Source organism: Halomonas sp. H33-56 (assembly GCF_040147035.1).
GTDB lineage: Bacteria > Pseudomonadota > Gammaproteobacteria > Pseudomonadales > Halomonadaceae > Halomonas > Halomonas litopenaei.
The window spans coordinates 4,048,917-4,068,390 of sequence record NZ_JAMSHP010000001.1 but is presented as its reverse complement, the minus strand read 5'-3'; the positions used below and the strand labels follow the sequence as shown (position 1 = coordinate 4,068,390).

The window sequence follows — 19,474 nt, the reverse complement described above, 5'->3', positions numbered from 1 at the left end:
TTGCCGGGCGGGGCTCAGCCTTGCCATACCTCAGCGACCAGGCGGTAGCTCTCGAGGCGATCCTCCAGGGCATAGGTGTCGGTGTTGATCATCAGTTCATCGGCCTGGGTGCGTTCTAGCAGGCGCTCCAGACCGTCGCGCACCGTCGCCGGGCTGCCGATCACCGCGGCGCCAAGAAACCCTTCCACCTGGGCGCGCTCCATGGGGTTCCAGTCCAGCGTCGCCACCGGTGGCCGGGCGCGTCCGCGCTGGCCGCGAATCAGGCCCAGAAACTTCTGCCTTGCGGTGCTGGCGAGGTAGTCGGCGCGCTCGTCCGTGGCGGCGGCCAGCACCGGCAGACCGACCATGGCGTAGGGCGCCGCGAGCACCTCGGAGGGGCGGAAGTCGCGGCGATAGATGGCCAGCGCTTCGTCGAGCTGGGCCGGGGCGAACTGGGCGGCGAAGGCAAAGGGCAGCCCCTTGTGGGCGGCTAGCTGGGCGCTGTACAGACTCGAGCCCAACAGCCAGATCGGTACTCGGGTGCCCTGGCCGGGCACCGCCCGGACCCGCTGCTCCGGTCGGGCCTCGCCAAGAAAGCCTTCCAGTTCGGCCAGACGCTGGGGGAAGTCCTCGACGCCAGCGTGGGGATCGCGGCGCATCGCCGCCATGGTGGCCGCGTCCGAGCCCGGCGCCCGGCCCAGCCCCAGATCAATGCGGCCCGGATAGAGCGTCTCCAGGGTGCCGAACTGTTCGGCGATCACCAGTGGTGGATGGTTCGGCAGCATGATGCCGCCGCTGCCCACGCGGATGCGTGAGGTCTTCTCCGCCAGGTGTCCGATCAGTACCGAGGTCGCCGCGCTGGCGATCCCCTCCAGCCCATGATGTTCGGCCAGCCAGTAGCGGGTGAAGCCAAGCGATTCGCTCAGGCGGGCCAAGGCAACGCTGTCGTGGAAGCTGTCGGCGACGGTGCCTCCATCCCGGATCGGCGCCAGGTCCAGGACCGAAAGGGGCGTAGTGTCGAGACGGGCCATGGGGCTCTCCTTCTTTTGGGCCGGGCTTTTGGCCGGGAAAATTCGTACCTGAGGCGACGAATTTGGCGGATGTTTTGCTGCGCCGACTGGCGGGTGGTGGATTCCGCTGTCTTGGTGGCGAACTTCACTATGATGTCACCGAGGTGCCTCATCGGTGCTTCGACTCTCCAGTGGCAGTCCAGTGTCAGCTTAGTGCCAAGCCGGATCGGTGGGCTGCCCGGGGATGATAGATAACAACCTAACTGTTATCAAAGTACGGGTCTGCAAAGGCTGCTCGGCGAATGCCCGGGCAGAAGCGTTCGATAAGGAGCGTCCGAGCGTGGTCTTCGCCGGAGCGGCGCTGCACAGGCCTTCCAACAAGCAGTCGAACAAAAGGAAGGCGATATGCAACGCAATGAAGGACAGCGGGTCTTTTACGTCTCCGCGATCATCATCCTGATCCTGGTGGCCCTGGGGGCCATGTTCCCTGAAGGTTTCGGCGAAGTCGCCAGTCGCGCCCTGGGTGGCGTGTCCCACTATTTTGGCTGGTTCTATCTGCTGTCGGTCACCGGCATCGTGGTATTTCTGCTCGGCCTTGCCGTGAGCAAGTACGGCAAGGTGCGCCTGGGGCCGCAGGACGGCAAGCCAGAATACGGCTTCTTTTCCTGGGTCAGCATGCTGCTGGCGGCCGGCTTCGGGGTTGGCCTGGTGTTCTACGGCATGGCCGAGCCCATGACCCACTATATTGCACCACCCTACGCCGACATGACGCCGGAAAGCGCGGAGTCGGCCCGCTACGCGATTCAGTACAGCTTCTTCAACTGGGGGATTCATCAGTGGGCGGCCTTCGCCCTGGTGGGCTTGATCATCGCCTACTACCAGTTCCGCAAGGAGCAGGCGGGCCTGGTGTCCGTGGTGCTGCGTCCGCTGACCGCCAAGCGACCGGGGCTGCGCAAGTTCAACGGCGCCCTGGACGTCTTTGCCGTGGTGGCTACGGTGATGGGGGTAGCGACCTCGCTGGGGCTGGGCGTGCTGCAGACCAACGGCGGCCTGCACGCGGTGTTCGGCATCCCGGAGAACGGCCTGTGGCAGTTCATCATCCTGTTCTGCATGTTCCTGGCCTACATGGCGTCCACCTGGTCGGGCCTGGACAAGGGGATCAAGCGACTGTCCAACCTCAACATGATCATGTGTATCGCCATGATGGTCTACGTGCTGGCCACCGGCCCCACCATCAAGCTGCTGGAGACCATCACCCTGGGACTGGGCGACTACCTGCAGAACTTCTTCGTGATGAGCCTGCGCATGTCGCCCTACAACGATAATCCCTGGGCCCAGAACTGGACCATCTTCTACTGGGCCTGGGTCATCGCCTGGTCGCCCTTTGTCGGTACCTTCGTGGCGCGTATCTCCAAGGGGCGCACCATCAAGGAGTACGTGTTCGGCGTGCTGTTCGTGCCGCCACTGCTGGCCTGCCTGTGGCTGGGCGTGTTCGGTGGCACCGCCATCCATATGGAACTGGCCAACGAGGGCCTCGGCCTGGCCCAGGCGACCCAGGACAACATCACCGTGGCGCTGTTCGAGATGTTCGATCTGATGCCCTTCTCGGGACTCTTGTCGGTGATGGCAATGATGCTGATCTTCATCTTCCTGGTGACCTCGGCAGACTCGGCGTCCTATATCGTTGCCCAGATGACCGACAACGGCTCGATCAATCCTCCCCTCTACAAGCGGGTGCTGTGGGGTGTGCTGATCGCCGCCATCTGCCTGACGCTGATCGCCGCTGGCGGCCTCAAGGGACTGCAGTCGGCATCGGTACTGTCGGCGCTGCCGTTCACCTTCATCCTCTACATGATGGTGATCGTGCTGGTGAGAGAGCTGCGCAAGGATCGCAAGCTGATGCTCGACGGTCTCTATCAGCACTACCGCGAGATGCCGGTCGGTGCAGACGCCTTCGAGGCGCGTGACCAGGCCAAGACCGAAGGCATGGAGCCCCCCGAGGAAGCGCTGAAAATGGATGACAGTGAGGAGGGTGGCTCCAGCGAGGCGATGGCCACACCGAAACCGCAGTAACCACTAGTGGCGGTCGGGCTTCGATCACCCGTCTGTGATAGCCCCGGCTGGTAAGGGACAGGCGGAGCCAGACCTGACCGCAGGAAACCAGAAGGCCCGCCCCATGGCGGGCCTTCTGCTATGTCGTCAACTGACGGCGCTATTGGAGGCACTATTTCCGACACTATTGCCGGTACTATTTCCGGCACTATTGCCGGTACCCCAGGGTGCCGGCAATTTTTTGTGCCGAATCGAATATTCGCCTACCGTGATGGAGAGTCCGACTTTTGTTAGGGTGCTACGCCCCTCACATCATGACCGCCGTCTGGCAAGGAGTGTCCATGAACGGTCGAGCGCTGCAGGAGCGCCTGCCGCTGTCTGGCAAGGATCGCGTCTTTCGTCTATCTGCCCTTATCATCATCGCCCTGGTCGCCGTGGGCGCCAGTTTCCCCGACGCCTTCGGTGACGCCGCCAACACCGCGCTTAGCCAGGTGACCCACTACTTTGGCTGGTTCTACCTGATGGCGGTGTTCGCCTTCGTCATCTTTCTGGTAGCGCTGGCGATGAGCAAGTACGGCAAGGTGCGCCTGGGGCCCCAGGATAGCACCCCCACCTACGGCACCTTTTCCTGGATCAGCATGTTGCTGGCGGCCGGCTTCGGCGTCGGTCTGGTGTTCTACGGTATGGCCGAGCCCATGACCCACTTCGCCGAGCCTCCCTATGGCGCGGTCCCCGCCGAAAGCGTGGAAGCGGCGCGCTACGCCATCCAGATGAGCTACTTCAACTGGGGGGTGCACCAGTGGGCGGCATTCTCGCTGGTCGGGCTGATCATCGCCTACTTCCAGTTTCGCAAGGACCAGGCCGGGCTGGTCTCCTCGGTGCTGTCGTCGATGACCGCCAAGCGCCCGGCGCTGCGCCCCTACACCGACTGGCTCGACATCTTCGCCGTGGTCGCCACGGTGATGGGGGTGGCGACCTCGCTGGGGCTCGGGGTACTGCAGGTCAATGGTGGCCTCAATGCGGTCTTCGGACTGCCGGAAAGCGGCCTTTGGCAGGCGGGCATCCTCGGGGTGATGTTCGTGGCGTACATGGCCTCGACCTGGTCGGGGCTCGACAAGGGCATCAAGCGATTGTCCAACCTCAATATGGCGCTGTGCATCGCGATGATGCTGTACGTGCTGTTCACCGGCCCCACGGTCAAGATCCTCGAGACCATCACCCTGGGCATCGGCGACTACCTGCAGAACTTCATCGGCATGAGCCTCAAGATGTCGCCCTACAACGATGACCCCTGGGCTTCCAGCTGGACCATCTTCTACTGGGCGTGGGTGATCGCCTGGTCGCCCTTTGTCGGCACCTTCGTGGCTCGGGTCTCGCGGGGACGGACCATTCGCGAGTACGTACTCGGTGTGCTGGTGGTGCCGCCGCTGCTGGCGTGTCTGTGGATCGGGGTGTTCGGCGGGGCGGCCCTGCATATGGAGCTGGGCGGTGATGCCGGCCTGGCCGCCGCCACCCAGGACAATATCACCGTGGCACTGTTCGAGATGTTCGACCTGATGCCGTTTTCCACGGTGCTGTCGGTGCTCGCCATGATCCTGATCTTCATCTTTCTGGTCACCTCGGCAGACTCCGCCTCCTTTATCGTCGCCCAGATGACCGACCATGGCTCCATCGCTCCGCCGCTGTACAAGCGGATCTGCTGGGGGCTGTTGATTGCCGCCATCTGTCTGACGCTGATCGTTGCAGGTGGGCTCAAGGGACTGCAGTCCGCCGCCGTGCTGGCGGCCCTGCCGTTCTCGTTCATCCTGTTCGGGATGATGTTCGTGCTGGTCAAGGAGCTGCAGGCGGATCGCCGCAACATGCTGTCACAGCTGTACCGTCAGCATGGCGAGACCCCGGTGGGCGCGGATCCGTTCGAGGCCGGCAACCTGGCCGAGGAGGAGCGTCTGCGGCGGGCCCCCAACGTGGTCAACCGGCGCATCAACCACTGAGGTGACGTCGACCGGCACCGGCGATCTGTGACCCCGGGCGAGCACCGTCAAACGAAACTTGGCGCAAAATGCAGTATCTACGATGCATTGGTAGTCAGGAAGAGTGCCAGGACGTAAGCTCAGGGTATCGTCGGAAGGATCTCGGCCATGTCTTCACCCCCTGCCCGCGGCGCGACCCGCCGCGGGCCTCCGTCTCGTCGCAGGCGGCTGACATTCAACTGGGTCACCTTCGATCGCTGGCTGGACCGTATCGTCATCCTGGCGGTGGTAACCGCCGTGACGGTCGGTATCGTCGCTCTGGCGCTATCCATGTTGGTGGACCCCTGATCGTACTCGACGCCTCGGTCGTGGGATGAACCGTGGCCAAGGGTCGGGCGCAGGAAGGGTCGGGCACAGAAAGGGTCGGGCACAGGAAGGAACTATATGGGGCAGTGGCTGTTGATCATGCTGCTGGTGTTGGGCGTTGCCCTGGACAAGGGGATGATCGCAATACCGGATCGCTGGTTGCCCTGGACACCGATATCGATCGAGACGCCGCCTGGTCCTTTCCTCGGCTGGAAGCTGGCGCGGCTGGCGGATGACCCCGAGGCCTGCCGTGCGGTGCTGGCGGCGGACCCGCCCCAGCGATATATCCCACTGGATGACGTCACCCGGGGCCAGTGTGAGCTTTCCAATCTGGTGCGCTACGCCGGTGGCCAGTCGCGCATGCAGCCGAGCGTGATGACACGCTGCCCGCTGGCGGTGGCCTGGGCGGTGTTCGAGCGTCACGAGCTCAACGCCGCTGCGCGCGCCCACCTTGGTGTGGACGTGGCCCAGATCGAACACTTCGGCAGCTTCGCCTGCCGCAATATCTATGGTCGGGCCGAGGGACGTCGCAGCCAGCATGCCAGTGCCGAGGCCCTGGATGTGGCCGCCTTCGAACTCGAGGACGGTCGTCGCGTCAGCTTGTCGGGCCACTGGGGCAAGGGAGCCGAAGGACGTTTCCTGAAGGAAGTGGGGCAGCGCGCCTGCAAGGTCTTCGGCACCGTGCTGGGGCCTGACTACAATGCCGCCCACGCCGATCACTTTCATCTCGGCGTGGGCGGTCGGGTCTGCCGCTGAGGGCGGCATCTTGGCTCGGATCGGGGCGGGGTCGAAAGCTGCCTGGACGCCTCGGGCCTGGACTTAGCGACTGAGGTTGATGTCCCGGGAATCGGTGGCAGCACCGGTCGCCGCACCCACGCCGCCGCCGATGACCGCGCCCTTGCCCACGTCGCCGCCGGTGATCGCCGCCGCGCCGGCACCTACCGCTGCACCGACCCCCGCGCCACTCAGCGCCCGTTCTCCGGTACCGGTACCGCAGGCCGACAGTGCCAGGGCCATGGTCAGGGCAGTAGCGCTCAGCCCGGTCATCTTCAGAAGTTTCATGTCGTCGTCCTCATGCTGGGGGATGACCCTAACAGTAACAACGGCACAGAAAGGAGCAAGTGAAGCAAATATGCAGCAATTGTCGCCAATTGGCGCCAATTGTGGGAGCCGCGCCCGCTTGGCCGACCCCCGTTTAGCCGAACCCCGCTTGGTCGAACCAGGCCAGACACACGACAGCTCAGATACCCGGCCGGCCAGACCCAGGCGAGATACCCGACCGGCCAGACCCAGGCGAGATACCCGACTGGCCAGACCCAGGCGAGATACTCGACCGGCCAGACCCGGGCGAGATACCCGACCGGCCAGATACAAGAACACCGCCGGCAAGCCGGCGGTGTTCCTGTGCGTCGAGCAGGTTTGGAACGAGGCACCCTCGCCTCGCCCCAGGCCCAGGACCTTAGTTGTCCAGGTCGACGTCGTCCTCATCGGTGGCGGCGCCGGTGGCCGCGCCTACGCCACCGCCGATCACGGCGCCTTCGGCGACGTCACCACCGGTGGCGGCGGCGGCGCCGGCACCTACGGCGGCACCCACGCCAGCGCCACTGGCGGCGCGTTCACCGGTGCCGGTGCCGCAGGCGGCGAGGCCCAAGGTCATGAAAGTGGCCAGCAGCAGGCTGGAGAGTGTCTTGATGGAACCCTTCCTCATGATGTTTCTCCTATGCTGTTATGTGCCATATCGAGCCTATTGGCCAAGAGAGCCGAGCACAACCCCTTGATTCTCCGATGCGGTGTCGCTTCCAGCAGACATTTTCTGGTGCCGTGTCGTCACCGGCGACGACTCCCGCCTGTCAGGTACGTCTTGGATCCCTCGGCTGTTGTTGGGTAATGCAGTGGACGTTGCCGCCGCCGAGCAGGATCTCTCGGGCGGGCACGCCGATCACCCGACGCTCGGGAAAAAGCCTCGCCAGAATGTCGCGAGCCTCGTTGTCGCGGCGTTCATCCAGCAGGGGCATGACCACCACTCGATTGCCGATGTAAAAGTTGACGTAGGAGGCCGCCATGCGGTCCCCGGGCTGGCGTGGGTGCGAGCTGGACAGGCGGTCGATGCCGCTGGCCTCGTCTTCGCCGATAAACAGTGGGCCGGGCTGGGGCAGGCGGTGCACGGTGAACGGTCGACCGCAGGCATCGGTACTGGCTTCCAGCACCGCCAGGGCGTCGCGGCAGATCTGGTACTCCGGGTCTGCAGCGTCGTCGCACCAGGTCAAGGCAACTTCGGCGGGGCCCACAAAGCAGCAGAGATTGTCGACGTGGCCGTCGGTTTCATCGAGGTAGCAGCCCCGGGGAAGCCAGATGACCTTGCTGATGCCCAGCTGCTCACTCAGGCGCGCCTCCATGGCGGCACGATCCAGACCCGGGTTGCGGTTGGGGTTGAGCAGGCACTCCTCGGTGGTGATCAGGGTGCCCTCGCCGTCGACGTGAATGGCGCCGCCTTCCAGCACGATACCGGCATCGAAGCGGGGGATGCCCAGCATTTCGGCGATCTTGGGGCGAATCCGGCGGTCCTTGTCCCAGGGAAAGTAAAGCCCGCCCTTGAGTCCGCCCCAGGCGTTGAATTCCCAGTCCACCACCGCCAGGCCATGTTCGGGGTGGGTCAGAAAGGTCGGGCCCACGTCCCGCATCCAGGCGTCGTTGCTGGATAGTTCGACCACGCGAATCGATTCCGGAAGCTGATAACGGGCGTTTTCGTACTGATCGTCGTTGACGCCCACGTAGACGGTCTCGCTCTCGGCGATGGCGCTGGCCACCGCGACGAAGGCCTGTTGGGCGGGCTTGGCTCCCAGGCGCCAGGTGTCCGGGCGCTGGGGCCACAGCATCCAGCAGGCGTCGTGAGGGGCGAATTCCGCCGGCATGGACCAGCCAAGTCGGGCGGGACTGTGCGCGTCGCTGCCGGCGGAACTCGACGCGATAGGGGACGCGATAGGGGCCGGGGTCGGTGAAGACGAATGGTGTGTCTGGTTCATGGAGGCTCTCACAAGAATCCGATCAGCAGGAACACGCCGGTGGCCAGGGCCGCGGCGATCAACACGTAGGGGATCTGGGTCAGGGCGTGGGCCATGGGGCTGCAACCGCTACCCTGGGCCGACAGCACCGTGGAGTCCCCGTAGAAGCAGGCGTGGCTACCGAAGGCGCTGGCCGAGATCAAGGCGCCGACCACCAGCGGCATATTGGCGTCCATGCTGATCGCCAACGGCAGCACGATCGGCATGGCCACCGCGAACAGCCCCCAGAAGGAGCCGGTGGCAAAGGCCAGGAAGGCCATGGTGACGAATACCACGGCGGGCAGCAGGCCGGCGGTCATCAGCGGCTGTACCGCCTGAATCACCACCTCGGTGAGGCCCAGGACGTCGTTGACCTCCTTGAGCGAGAAGCCGGCGACCAGGGTGCCCAGCGGCATGATCATCGCCTTGAAGCCTTCCAGGGCGGTATCGAAGGTGTCATTGAAGCTCAGCAGACGCTGGACGGCGATCAGCACCAGGGTGACGGCCAGGGCAACGATGACCCCGCGCAGGATGTCGATATCGAAGTACCAGGTGGCGACGATCAGGCTGGCGATGGGCAGCAGGAAGTTGAGCAGATGCGGGCTCTGGCCATCGTAGTTGGTGTCGATCTGCAGCGCGTGCTCCTCGCCGCCATCGGGCACCGGCTGGCCGGCCTTGGCACGGGCCTCGGCGGTCTTCATCGGGCCGATGTCAGGCAGCCAGCCCAGCGCGACCAAGGGCACCAGGGCCGCCGCCACCCAGGCGTAGGCCATGTACGGGATCGCCGAGATGTACAGCGACATGCCGTTGTCGGCGACGTTGTTGTCCTCGAGCAGGCCGGCGAAGAACACCGCCCAGGTCGAGAAGGGCACCAGGATACACACCGGGGCGGCGGTGGAATCCACCAGATAGGCCAGCTTTTCGCGGGAGACGCCGAAGCGATCGGTGATCTTCTTCATCGAGGCGCTGATGGTCAGGGCGTTGAGGTAGTCGTCGACGAAGATCACCAGCCCCAGCACCCAGGTGGTCAGCAGGCTCTGGCGACGACTGTGCAGTCGTTGGGTCATGGCGTCACCGAAGCTCAGCACGCCGCCGGTCTTGACCAGCAGGGCGATCAAGCTGCCGAACAGGCCGCAGACCAGGATGATCCAGGTGACGGTGTCATTACCGAGGACCGTGAGCAGGATGTCCGACCCGCGGGTGACGACCTCGCTGGGGGCGATCATCAAGAGCCCGACCAGGCAGCCGGCAAGCAGTGATTCGATGGTGCGACGAGTGATGATGGCGGTGACCAGCACCACCAGGGTGGGAACCAGGCTCCAGACGCCGTAGGTTTCCATGCAAGCTCCTTGTATCGCCTGTGGCGACGGTTGTTATTGGACGGAAGCTATCGCGCAGGGGCGAGCCCTGCGCTGGTCGCGCGGCAAAAAAGCGTGCGGACTCGTGTTGCAGGAGGGTTCGTGGCTAGAGATAGCCGTCGCGACGCAGGGACTCGGCGGTGGCGGCAAGCGCCTCGTCGAGGATGGCGACGGCCTCGTCGACGGTGTCGCGGGTCCAGATCAGGGGCGGCGAGATCACGTTGAGATGCCCCACCGGACGAATGATCAGTCCGCGCTGCTGGGCCTCGAAGGCCACCCGATCGCCGACACGCGCGTCCACCGGAAACAGCGCCTTGGTGTCCTTGTCTGCCACGTTCTCGATGCACATCATGAAGTGGCTGCCGCGCACGTCGCCGACGGTGGGATGTCGTGACAGCGTCGCCAGTGCCTGCTCCAGATAGGGGCCGACCTCGCGGACGTTGGCGCAAAGCTCTTCTCGCTCGAGGATCTCGATATTCTTGAGCGCCGCGGCGCAACTGACCGGATGTCCGGAGTAGGTGAAGCCGGTGCTGAGTACTCCGCCCTTGCCCTGGGGCGTGCCCAGCACCTCGTAGAGGCGGTCGGAGATCAGGGTCGCGCCGAGCGGGGCATAGCCCGAGGACAGGCCCTTGGCCAGGTTGATGACGTCGGGCTGGGTGTCGAATACCGCTTCCGAGGCGAAGATGTGGCCGAGGCGACCGAAGCCGGTGACCACCTCGTCGGCGATATACAGGATGTCGTGGGCGCGCAGCACCTCCTGCATGCGGGCGTGATAGCCCCGGGGGGCCACCAGTACGCCGCCGGCTCCCATGATCGGCTCGGCGATGAAGGCGGCGATATTGTCGGCGCCGATCTCGGCGATGGTGGCCTCGAGTTCCGCGACCAGATGATCACAGTACTGTGCTTCATCCATGCCTTCGGGGCGACGATAGAGGTTGGCCTCGCTTAGATGGGTGACCAGACCATCGAGGGTGTCGAATTCCCAGTTGTTGCTCTCGATGCCGGTCAGGCTCGCGGCCAGGTAGGTGGTGCCGTGGTAGGCGTTGTGGCGCGACAGGATACGCTTCTTGTTCGGCTTGCCCAGGCGGTTGAAGTAGTAGTGCACCAGGCGGATGGTGGCGTCGTTGGCGGTGGAGCCTCCGCAGCTGTAGAAGACATGGTTGAGGTGGGCCGGGGCCAGTTCGGCGAGCTTGGCGGCCAGCCGCGTAGCCGGTGCGTTGGACAGATTGTTGAAGGTCGAGAAGTAGGCCATGCGGGTGGCCTGTTCGGCCATGGCCTGGCCGATCTCGGCGCGACCGTGGCCAACGTTGACGCACCACAGCCCGGCGATGCCGTCGATAAAGCGGTTGCCGTGAATGTCCTGAACGTGGATGCCCTCGGCATCGGTGATCAGCTCGCAGCCCTTGTCGTGGAAGACGCTGAAGTCGGTGAAGGGATGGACGAAGTGGTCCCGATCCTGGCGCCACAGGGTCTCGGCATCCAATGTTGTTGGGACTGGGGCCGGGGCCGGAACCGGAGCCGTGTCGGCGACGGGAGTCGAGGGGCGGGACGAGAGGCGAGTGTCGGGTGTTGTCATTGGAAACCTCCTTGGGAAGGTCTCCAGTCTCGCCAGACTGCCCCTGTCGATGACATATCCTTATGAGGGTAGGTCTCCTCGGGCCGCCAGGCGGCGGCAGTGCCGGTATCACCGATGGGGTAGCCTATGATCGACTCAGGTTGCCATGACCTTGATCTACCTCATGATTGAGAGAGGGGTGCGCGAAACGGCACTACCGAGACTTGAGGCAGACGTAGCGATCCTCCGACGTTGGTGTAGGCTGTGCCGTAATGATCCGCAGGTGCCGGAAGAGGTGGCCCAGATTCTGGCGCGGCGGATGCTGAATGGTCAGTCCGGATACTTTGCCATGTTGCCAGCACCACCCTTTACTCGTCGTGCCCTGGGCACCCTTGTCGCCTTTCTGATGTCGGCCCCGTTACCCGCTATCGCCGCCAACTGTGGCGCCTCGGGAGGGCTGGCTTTTGTCGGTGTCACCAACGATGGTTCGCGCTCGGTGTGGTTGTCGGGGACCTCGCCGGGCGACTTCGGGCTGGAGGCGGCGCAGGGAAAGCAGAGCGTCGATGAGTGGACGCGCAATGCCGGCGGCCTGCACCTGACCCTGTCGCCAGTGGTATCCAACGGCAACGGTGGTGTGCACAAGCTTCTGGATCTGGGGGGCAACAAGGATTGTCTGCTGGATACCCAGAACCAGAAGGGTGGCTTCACATTGCCGCCGGCCGGGCAGATCCCGATGCCGGAGCGTCCGGGCATTACCCCTCCCATCGGCAAGATCTTTCCTGATTTTTCCCGCCCTGGCGGGGTGACGCCGCCGATAGGTACGGTGCCTCCAGGCTTCCGGCCACCCACCGGGGTGACGCCGCCGATAGGTACGGTGCCTCCAGGCTTCCGGCCGCCCACCGGGGTGACGCCGCCCATAGGCACGGTGCCTCCAGGCTTCCGGCCACCCACCGGGGTGACGCCGCCGATAGGTACGGTGCCTCCAGGCTTCCGGCCACCCACCGGGGTGACGCCGCCGATAGGTACGGTGCCGCCAGGCTTCCGACCCCCGGCCGGGGTGACGCCGCCGATAGGCACGGTGCCTCCAGGCTTCAGGCCACCCACCGGGGTGACGCCGCCGATAGGTACGGTGCCTCCAGGCTTCCGACCTCCGACCGGGGTGACGCCGCCGGTGGGCACGGTACCTCCAGGCTTCCGACCGCCGACCGGAGTGACGCCGCCGATAGGCACGGTGCCACCGGACTTCAGACCACCGACCGGGGTAACGCCACCGATAGGCACGGTGCCTCCCGCTTTCCCACCAATCGAGCGGCCGCCGACCGGGGTAACGCCGCCGATAGGTACGGTGCCACCGGACTTCAGGCCGCCGACCGGGGTGACGCCGCCGGTAGGTACGGTGCCTCCGGGCTTCCGGCCACCGACCGGGGTAACGCCGCCGGTAGGGACGGTGCCACCGAACTTCCGGCCGCCGACCGGGGTAACGCCGCCGATAGGTACGGTGCCCGCCCCCGAACGTCCGCCGGTGGGGGTGACGCCGGGGCGGCCCACCCTGGGGCAATGGAGCCTTCCTCCGAACGTTGCGCGGCCGGGCGAGGTAGCGCCCCCCATCGGTGTCGTGCCTCCGGATGTCAGGCCACCTTCCGGGGTGACACCTCCCATCGGCGTCGTACCGCCTGAACAGCGTCCGCCGTCGGGTCTGACACCTTCTGTGCCATCGATGCCCCAGGGCCAGATCGTTGGCCGTGTCGACGCGGCCGAGTGGTATGCCGGGCGGGTGCCGCTGCCGGCTAACCGCTGCATCGACCCTCGTCACGACCCCAGGCTCGGGGGCGCACCGCTGGCCGACGGTACCCTGCCGGTGGTGACCTGCCCCGAGAACCTGCTGCGCCAGCACGCCCAGGCAAGAACCCGGAACGCGCTGGAGGCCACCTTGATGGAACAGGTGCCGATCACCGCAGGGCGTCAGGGAGAGCCGGTCTCTCCCTGGAACACCTGGGTGGATGCTCGTTATACCGATATCTCCGATGACCGTGATGGCCAGGATCTGGATGGCGAGGCCCAGGTAGTGGCAGTGGGTGTCGACCGCTGGGTGTCGGAGCAGACGGTGGCGGGGGTCAGTTTCAGCGTCGACTCGAGCCGCTCTGACAACTTTGGCGGCGCCTGGGACAGCGACAGCGATGGCTTCAGCATCTCGCCCTATGTCGCCTATCGACTGTCCGAGCGCTGGGCGTTGGACGCATCACTGATCTGGCGCTGGGGTGACAATGACACCGAACTGGCGACCCTGGAAGGCAGCTTCGACACCCGTAGCTTCGGCGGCGCGCTCAATGCCCACGGTCAGTACCGCTGGGGGGAGGCCCTGTTGCGTCCCACCGTCTCGCTGTTCTACTCCCGTGAGCGCAGCGACGACTATGACTTGGACGGCAAGATCCTGGGGATACCGGTGGAGGTGGAAGTGCCCGGCGACTCCTACAGCACTGGCGTCGCGTCGGTCAGTGGTGAGCTTAGCCGTATCTACCACACTGACCACGCGGGTCTGATCATGCCCTACGCCGAACTGGGGGTGGACTGGGCCTTCGAGCAGCCCAACGACGGGCGCTACCTCAACGAGGATCTGGAGTGGGAGGACCCTTCTGACCTGACGGGTACCCTGCGCACTGGCGCTCGCTGGTTTGTCGGCGAGGCCACCCTGCTCGAGGCCAGCGCCGGCTATCTCAGCATCGGCCATGATGACCTGGATATCTGGGAGGGGCGGTTGTATCTCTCCTACCGCTTCTGAGCGGGTGCGTCAGTCACGCTGCTGGCGGGAGATCAGCGCTACGTGATCGAGAAAGGCGCGAAACAGCTCGGCCTGACTCGTGACCTGCAGGCGCTGATAGACGTGCTTGCGGTGGACCTTGACGGTGCCGTCGCTGATGCCGAGCTCTCGCGCCGCCGACTTGGCCGAGTGGCCCGCGAGCAGCAGGCGCACGATATCCTGCTCGCGGCGGGTGAGCACACCCTGGCCAAAACTCGAGAAGGCGGCGTCGACGGGCTCGACCTCCTGGTGTTGCGGTTCGAAGGCATTGCGTTGCCAGCTCCAGAACCGCTGAAGCAGGGCTTCGACGATGGGCGTCAGGTGGCGTAGCGCCTGTACGGTGCGCCGAGTCACCGGTGGCGACTGGGTACGGAAGCCGAGAGACAGCACCATCACGGTGTCGTCGCTGACCCGTGCGAAGAGTCCGATCTCATCCTTGAGTCCTAGGCCGCGATAGTAGTGGTGGTAGTACTCGCTGCTCTCGAAACGGTCCGGCGCCAGATCGCGCAGTCGATGGGTTCCGCTATCCTGACCAGACTCGATGGCCTGGAACATCGGGTCGAGCAGGTAGACGCGACTCAGATAAGGGTCGATGTCGCGCTGGCGGCGTTCGGGGGGATAGTTGTCATGGACCACTCGCGGACGGCCTCGGCCCTGGTAGGCATGCAGGATCAGGGTGTCCATGGGCACCAGCTCGGCGAGTGCCTGCTCCAGCTGTCGCGGAAGGTCGCTGCGATCGGCACCCTGAATCAGGCCAGCCAGTCGTTGGTGCCAGGCCTGGGCCGCGCTGGATGCCAGGTAGTCGATGGGAGTCATGAGGCTCGCTGGGTCGAAAGTCTGAAGCCCACACTGTATCACTTCGTTATTGGTGTCAGTGGTCGTCCCAAGGGTCTGCCGGGCTCGGCGTGACGTGGCGCTGGGGCGAGTCGGGCTGCTATCTTGGACTCCTTTGCCAACGGGACGGCAGCATGAGCGTGAGCATGACGACTCCAAGGGGCGGCGACAGGGCGAGCCGGCGCGAGATCTTCGGCTGGGCGATGTTCGACTTCGCCAATCAGGCCTACACCCTGCTGATCATCACCGTGGTGTTCGGTGAACTCTTCACCACGGTGATCGTCGGCGACCGAGGCGACGACTTTCGCCTGGCCAACCTGCTGTGGAGCCTGGCGCTGGCGCTGAGCTTTCTGCTGGTGGTGGTGACCGGTCCGCTGTGCGGTGCGGTGATGGACTACCGCGCCGAAAAGAAGCGCTTCCTGTTTGCCAGCTATCTGGCCACCATCGCCACCACCGCCATGCTTTATTTCGTCGAGCCGGGCTACGTGGCGCTGGGCTTTGTGTTGATCATCCTGTCCAACTACGCCTATTCCATGGGCGAGTCCTTTATCGCGGCCTTTCTTCCGGGGCTTGGGCCGCCAGAGAAGCTTGGCGCCATCTCCGGTTTCGGCTGGGCGCTGGGCTACGTCGGCGGACTGGTGGCGGCGGGCTTCACCCTGGCCATACTGGGCGAGGCCACCGCGGATAACTTCGAGCGGATCCGCTGGGTCGGGCCCTTCGCCGCGGGCTTCTTCCTGTTGGCGGCGATACCAACCTTCGTCTGGCTCAAGGAGCGCGCCGAGCCACAGCCCCATCGCCAACCCTTCGCCCGCATTGCCTGGCAGCGGGTATCGACCACCTTGCACGAGCTGCGTCGGTTCCGTGACCTGGGTCTTTTTCTGACCTCGGTGCTGTTCTCCATGGCTGGTGTCTACATCATCATCGCCTTCGCCTTCATCTATGGCGCCCAGGTCATCGGCTGGCAGGAAAGCACCCGCAACCTGATGTTCATCATCGTCCAGATCACCGCCGCGGCAGGGGCACTCGGATTTGGCTTTATCCAGGACCGCATCGGTACCCTGGTGACCTATCTGATGACTCTGGTGCTGTGGGTGCTGGCGATCCTTGCCATCTGGGCCACCCCCGAGGTCACCGCCTGGCTAAACGCTACCTGGGGACTCGACTGGCAGGCCGAGCAACTGTTTCTGGTGGTCGGGTGCCTGGCGGGCCTCAGCCTCGGCTCCAGCCAGTCGGCCAGCCGGGTCCTGGTAGGCCTGTTCTCGCCCCGTCAGAAGGCGGCCGAGTTCTTCGGGTTCTGGGGGTTGGCCAACAAGCTGGCGGGGGTCATCGGTATCGTCGGCCTGGGACTGCTGCAGGCGGCGGTGGGGCTCAAGGCCTCTATCCTGTTGTGCGCCGCCTTCTTCATCATCGCCATCGTGATCTGCGCTGGCGTCAATCAGCGCCGCGGCCAGCGGGTGGCAGGGGAGTGGGAAGCCAGGCTGGACGATACGCACTGAACCACCTGGGCCGAGGGAACGGTACCGAGGACCTTGGCCCAGAGACCCGCACCGAGGACGATTGAATGCTGCCGGACGCGCTGTTCGCACCCGATACCCTGATCCTGCTGTCGGCCATCTTCGTCCTGGCAGGACTGGTCAAGGGAGTGCTCGGAATGGGCATGCCCACGGTACTGCTGGCACTGTTGACCGTGACCCTGGGGCTGCCTCTGACCATGGCGCTGATGCTGGTGCCTACGGTGGTCACCAACGTCTGGCAGGCCCTGGTGGGAGGGCATCTGCTGACGCTATGCCGTCGGCTCTGGTTGTTTCTGCTGGCGGCGGTGCTGGCGGTCTGGCCGGGGGTATGGGTGCTGGCCAGCGTCGAGGCTCACTGGCTGTCGTTGTTGCTGGGGCTGTTGCTGATGCTCTACGCACTGATGAATCTGAGCGGGCGACGGCTGCGCTTCTCGGGAAGCCCGGTCCAGTCCGGCGCCGTCGGCGCGATGAATGGCGTCCTGACCGGGCTGACGGGCTCCAGCGTCTTCCCCGGGGTGCCCTTTCTACAGGCCATCGGTCTGTCACGGGACGCCCTGGTTCAGGCCATGGGGCTGTTGTTCAGCCTGTCGACTCTGAGCCTGGCGCTGGCACTCGGCGAGAGGGACTTGCTCTCCACCGACCTGCTGCTGGCGTCGAGCCTGGCGCTGCTGCCGGCGAGTCTCGGCATGTGGTGGGGCGCCTGGCTCAGACGCCGGCTATCCGAGGCACGCTTTCGCCAGGTGTTTCTGCTTGGCCTGCTGGCCATGGGCGGCTACCTGGTGACGCGTTCGCTGCTTGCGGCTTGAGCAACGACCCGGGCTACCCGAGCTTCATCGAGAGCTGCATTGGGCCGTTGCAGGCGCCGTCAGGGGTTGCCGGTGCGCCCCAGGGTTCGTTACTTCGGACGTTCCAGTGAGAACAGGTCGGTGCAGCGCGCATAGTCGCTGCCGGCCATGCGCCCGATCGGGGCCAGGGCGTCGCAGCTGACGTGTCGACCGTTCCACACCCGGGGATCGGCGTGGATGACGGTCACCTCGGCCAGTACCAGGTTGCCTGACAGAGGACGGTCGCCGAAGTGCAGGATATCGTGAAGGCGACAGCCGAAGGCAACCGGTGCCTCCTGAATACGCGGCACCCGCAGGTCTCCCAGGCTGGCCTTGGTCAACCCGGCATGGTCGAACTCGTCTCCCTCGGGCGGCAGGCTTGCGCTGGTGGCGTTGAGCGCCTCGGCCAGCGCCTCACCACCGATATGCACGATGCACTCGCCGACCTGCTTGAGGTTGGCGATGGTGTCCTTGGTGGCGCCTTCGCCGTTGAGCAATGGAGAAAATGCCAGCACGGGGGGATCGACGCTGGCCACATTGAAAAACGAGAAGGGCGCCAGATTGGCGTGACCGCTCTCGCTCAGGGTCGACACCCAGGCGATGGGACGCGGAGCGATGGCTCCGGAGAACAGTCGATAGATCAGGCCGGCGTCCAGCTCGCTGACCTTGAGGGTGGCGTCGTCGCTCACTGTCGAACTCCTTGTGTTCATTGTCGTTGCAACAGCACCCGTTGTGATGGTGCCAGTTGGCGTGGGGCGGTCCAGGCGCTATCCCAGCACGCCGAGCCCGACAGGTCCAGCCTTGGCGGAGATGCGTGATCGAGGCCATCGCGCCGGTGCTGGAAAGGCGCCGGGGCCGCCAATCAGGCCCCGGTGCCTGGTCGGCGACGGCGAGCGTTCAGGGAATCGGTGCCTCGAGGAAGTCACGCAACGGTTTTTCGGCCTGCTGGATGTTCACCACGCCGTCGATGTGGCCTCGGTCACCCTCCAGGGCCTCGAGGGTCACCGGGGTGCCGTCGGCCTCGATCAGTGCGGCGGTCTCGCGAACCTTCTGGGGCGAGAACACCAGGTCGTCTTCGCTGTAGAGCATCAGGGTCGGGGCCTCGATGGCGGCCAGGCCCGCCTCCAGGCTGTCGCCATGGCCGGTCATGAAGGCCTGGTTGGCCTTGACCAGGTACAGCAGATGGTTGGCGTCGGCGGTGGCAGCCCGCTGTTCGGCGACGCTGTCCAGGGTCGCCTCGACCTCGTACTGGGCTTCCAGTGAGCTCATCGGTGAGGTGTTGGCGTCGGCCCAGTCGCGGTCGAAGGTGGCGTCCGCCCAACGCCAGTGGTTGGCCTGCAGGGTGATCAGCTTCAACGACTCGCGTAGACCGTCGAGCGGTGGCGTCTGTGCGTAGTAGTCACCGCCGCGCCAGTGGGGGTCCAGCGTGATGGGGGCGGCCCAGGCGTCCAGGCTGGCGATCAGCCAGGGATCGGCCACGCCCGCACCGATCACCGGAATCAGGCGTTCGACCCGCTCGGGATAGGCGCTGGCCCACTCGTAAGCCTGCAGCGCCCCCATGGAGGCACCCATCACCGCGTGCAAGCGCTGGATACCGAGATCATCCAGCAAGGCCTTCTGCACATTGACGAAGTCGCGAATGGTCACCAACGGGAAGTCGGTGCCCCAGGGCTCGCCGGTGTCGGGGTTGTGACTGGCAGGGCCGGTGGTGGTGACTCTGGGGTCGCCGGCGTTGAGGTTGACCAGGGTGTCCGACGACACGACGTAATAGCGGTCGGTGTCGAGCGGCTTGCCGGGGCCGATGATGGCATCCCAGTAGCCCGGGGTCTCTTCACCGTCATAGCGGCCGGCGGCGTGACTGGTGCCGGAGAAGAAGTGGGTGATCAGGATGGCGTTATCGCCTGCCTCGTTAAGCTCGCCATAGGCCTCCCAGCCGACTCTGACCGGGGCGATGGTGTCACCGCCGACGGTGGTGTAGCTTGGCATCTCGAAGACCTGTTTGGTGACATTGTCCAGGCCGGTGGAGGCCGCCTCGTCATCGTTGTCGGCGCTGGCCAGTGCCGGCGAGGCGATAAGCCAGATCGAGGCGACGAGGAGGCCAAGGGCGACGGCGGCGCCAGGCTGGCGCCGGTCATGGAGAGCGGACGCATAAACTGTCATCATGAACCTTCCCT

General features: G+C 65.1%; 16 protein-coding genes. 7 read left to right on the top strand and 9 right to left on the bottom strand.

The window, feature by feature from the left end:
- Positions 1 to 14: 14 nt before the first annotated feature.
- Positions 15 to 1,010 (bottom strand): LLM class flavin-dependent oxidoreductase, encoded by a 996-nt coding sequence (locus tag NFH98_RS17330; protein WP_348827125.1) that lies wholly within the window; start codon positions 1,008 to 1,010, stop codon positions 15 to 17.
- A gap of 384 nt (positions 1,011 to 1,394) precedes the next feature.
- Here NFH98_RS17330 and NFH98_RS17325 point away from each other — a divergent pair, with 384 nt between their 5' ends.
- From NFH98_RS17325 to NFH98_RS17310, 4 genes are all read left to right on the top strand, one after another.
- The gene (locus NFH98_RS17325) at positions 1,395 to 3,062 is read left to right on the top strand and encodes a BCCT family transporter (protein ID WP_083970190.1); all 1,668 of its coding nucleotides are present in this window, start codon (positions 1,395 to 1,397) and stop codon (positions 3,060 to 3,062) included.
- Between the two features lie 320 nt (positions 3,063 to 3,382).
- Positions 3,383 to 5,032: a BCCT family transporter gene (locus tag NFH98_RS17320; protein WP_045991251.1), complete on the top strand. Its 1,650-nt coding sequence runs from the start codon at positions 3,383 to 3,385 to the stop codon at positions 5,030 to 5,032.
- Between the two features lie 147 nt (positions 5,033 to 5,179).
- Entirely contained in the window at positions 5,180 to 5,359 is a 180-nt protein-coding gene (locus tag NFH98_RS17315) for a hypothetical protein (protein ID WP_108132245.1), read from the top strand.
- 96 nt (positions 5,360 to 5,455) lie between these two features.
- Entirely contained in the window at positions 5,456 to 6,133 is a 678-nt protein-coding gene (locus tag NFH98_RS17310; RefSeq protein ID WP_349622990.1) for an extensin-like domain-containing protein, read from the top strand.
- A gap of 63 nt (positions 6,134 to 6,196) precedes the next feature.
- On the opposite strand, the gene NFH98_RS17305 is transcribed toward NFH98_RS17310, so the two are convergent.
- The 5 genes from NFH98_RS17305 to NFH98_RS17285 all read right to left on the bottom strand — a co-directional run bounded on the left by NFH98_RS17305 (position 6,197) and on the right by NFH98_RS17285 (position 11,352).
- Positions 6,197 to 6,439 carry a YMGG-like glycine zipper-containing protein gene (locus NFH98_RS17305; RefSeq protein WP_108132246.1) on the bottom strand — a complete coding sequence of 81 codons (243 nt, stop codon included), beginning with the start codon at positions 6,437 to 6,439 and terminating at the stop codon, positions 6,197 to 6,199.
- Between the two features lie 397 nt (positions 6,440 to 6,836).
- The gene (locus NFH98_RS17300; RefSeq protein WP_045991247.1) at positions 6,837 to 7,085 is read right to left on the bottom strand and encodes a YMGG-like glycine zipper-containing protein; all 249 of its coding nucleotides are present in this window, start codon (positions 7,083 to 7,085) and stop codon (positions 6,837 to 6,839) included.
- A gap of 142 nt (positions 7,086 to 7,227) precedes the next feature.
- A complete protein-coding gene (gene aguA / locus NFH98_RS17295) occupies positions 7,228 to 8,400 on the bottom strand; it encodes an agmatine deiminase (protein ID WP_349622989.1) in 1,173 nt (390 codons plus the stop codon).
- An 8-nt stretch (positions 8,401 to 8,408) separates the two neighbouring features.
- Positions 8,409 to 9,758 carry a Na+/H+ antiporter NhaC family protein gene (locus NFH98_RS17290; RefSeq protein ID WP_306169242.1) on the bottom strand — a complete coding sequence of 450 codons (1,350 nt, stop codon included), beginning with the start codon at positions 9,756 to 9,758 and terminating at the stop codon, positions 8,409 to 8,411.
- A 124-nt stretch (positions 9,759 to 9,882) separates the two neighbouring features.
- Positions 9,883 to 11,352 carry an aminotransferase gene (locus tag NFH98_RS17285; RefSeq protein WP_108132249.1) on the bottom strand — a complete coding sequence of 490 codons (1,470 nt, stop codon included), beginning with the start codon at positions 11,350 to 11,352 and terminating at the stop codon, positions 9,883 to 9,885.
- A gap of 274 nt (positions 11,353 to 11,626) precedes the next feature.
- On the opposite strand from NFH98_RS17285, the gene NFH98_RS17280 reads away from it, so the two are divergent.
- Positions 11,627 to 14,110, top strand: coding sequence for an autotransporter outer membrane beta-barrel domain-containing protein (locus NFH98_RS17280; protein ID WP_349622988.1), 2,484 nt, complete (start codon positions 11,627 to 11,629; stop codon positions 14,108 to 14,110).
- Between the two features lie 9 nt (positions 14,111 to 14,119).
- On the opposite strand, the gene NFH98_RS17275 is transcribed toward NFH98_RS17280, so the two are convergent.
- Positions 14,120 to 14,944: a helix-turn-helix transcriptional regulator gene (locus tag NFH98_RS17275; RefSeq protein ID WP_253029360.1), complete on the bottom strand. Its 825-nt coding sequence runs from the start codon at positions 14,942 to 14,944 to the stop codon at positions 14,120 to 14,122.
- Positions 14,945 to 15,108: 164 nt separating this feature from the next.
- Between NFH98_RS17275 and NFH98_RS17270 the strand changes: the two genes are divergently transcribed.
- Together NFH98_RS17270 and NFH98_RS17265 are read left to right on the top strand one after the other, a co-directional pair.
- Entirely contained in the window at positions 15,109 to 16,458 is a 1,350-nt protein-coding gene (locus tag NFH98_RS17270) for an MFS transporter (protein WP_231498595.1), read from the top strand.
- A 65-nt stretch (positions 16,459 to 16,523) separates the two neighbouring features.
- Positions 16,524 to 17,282 carry a sulfite exporter TauE/SafE family protein gene (locus tag NFH98_RS17265; RefSeq protein WP_349622987.1) on the top strand — a complete coding sequence of 253 codons (759 nt, stop codon included), beginning with the start codon at positions 16,524 to 16,526 and terminating at the stop codon, positions 17,280 to 17,282.
- An 89-nt stretch (positions 17,283 to 17,371) separates the two neighbouring features.
- Here NFH98_RS17265 and NFH98_RS17260 read toward each other — a convergent pair whose 3' ends face one another.
- Positions 17,372 to 18,010, bottom strand: coding sequence for a flavin reductase family protein (locus tag NFH98_RS17260; protein ID WP_108449722.1), 639 nt, complete (start codon positions 18,008 to 18,010; stop codon positions 17,372 to 17,374).
- Between the two features lie 187 nt (positions 18,011 to 18,197).
- A complete protein-coding gene (locus NFH98_RS17255; protein ID WP_349622986.1) occupies positions 18,198 to 19,463 on the bottom strand; it encodes an E22 family MetX-like putative esterase in 1,266 nt (421 codons plus the stop codon).
- Between the last annotated feature and the right edge of the window lie 11 nt (positions 19,464 to 19,474).

What these genes read in the sequence shown, in the direction of transcription:
- NFH98_RS17330 (WP_348827125.1), bottom strand. Translation starts at nt 1,010, where the DNA reads ATGGCCCGTCTCGACACTACGCCCCTTTCGGTCCTGGACCTGGCGCCG.
- NFH98_RS17325 (WP_083970190.1), top strand. Translation starts at nt 1,395, where the DNA reads ATGCAACGCAATGAAGGACAGCGGGTCTTTTACGTCTCCGCGATCATC.
- NFH98_RS17320 (WP_045991251.1), top strand. Translation starts at nt 3,383, where the DNA reads ATGAACGGTCGAGCGCTGCAGGAGCGCCTGCCGCTGTCTGGCAAGGAT.
- NFH98_RS17315 (WP_108132245.1), top strand. Translation starts at nt 5,180, where the DNA reads ATGTCTTCACCCCCTGCCCGCGGCGCGACCCGCCGCGGGCCTCCGTCT.
- NFH98_RS17310 (WP_349622990.1), top strand. Translation starts at nt 5,456, where the DNA reads ATGGGGCAGTGGCTGTTGATCATGCTGCTGGTGTTGGGCGTTGCCCTG.
- NFH98_RS17305 (WP_108132246.1), bottom strand. Translation starts at nt 6,439, where the DNA reads ATGAAACTTCTGAAGATGACCGGGCTGAGCGCTACTGCCCTGACCATG.
- NFH98_RS17300 (WP_045991247.1), bottom strand. Translation starts at nt 7,085, where the DNA reads ATGAGGAAGGGTTCCATCAAGACACTCTCCAGCCTGCTGCTGGCCACT.
- aguA (WP_349622989.1), bottom strand. Translation starts at nt 8,400, where the DNA reads ATGAACCAGACACACCATTCGTCTTCACCGACCCCGGCCCCTATCGCG.
- NFH98_RS17290 (WP_306169242.1), bottom strand. Translation starts at nt 9,758, where the DNA reads ATGGAAACCTACGGCGTCTGGAGCCTGGTTCCCACCCTGGTGGTGCTG.
- NFH98_RS17285 (WP_108132249.1), bottom strand. Translation starts at nt 11,352, where the DNA reads ATGACAACACCCGACACTCGCCTCTCGTCCCGCCCCTCGACTCCCGTC.
- NFH98_RS17275 (WP_253029360.1), bottom strand. Translation starts at nt 14,944, where the DNA reads ATGACTCCCATCGACTACCTGGCATCCAGCGCGGCCCAGGCCTGGCAC.
- NFH98_RS17270 (WP_231498595.1), top strand. Translation starts at nt 15,109, where the DNA reads ATGACGACTCCAAGGGGCGGCGACAGGGCGAGCCGGCGCGAGATCTTC.
- NFH98_RS17265 (WP_349622987.1), top strand. Translation starts at nt 16,524, where the DNA reads ATGCTGCCGGACGCGCTGTTCGCACCCGATACCCTGATCCTGCTGTCG.
- NFH98_RS17260 (WP_108449722.1), bottom strand. Translation starts at nt 18,010, where the DNA reads ATGAACACAAGGAGTTCGACAGTGAGCGACGACGCCACCCTCAAGGTC.
- NFH98_RS17255 (WP_349622986.1), bottom strand. Translation starts at nt 19,463, where the DNA reads ATGATGACAGTTTATGCGTCCGCTCTCCATGACCGGCGCCAGCCTGGC.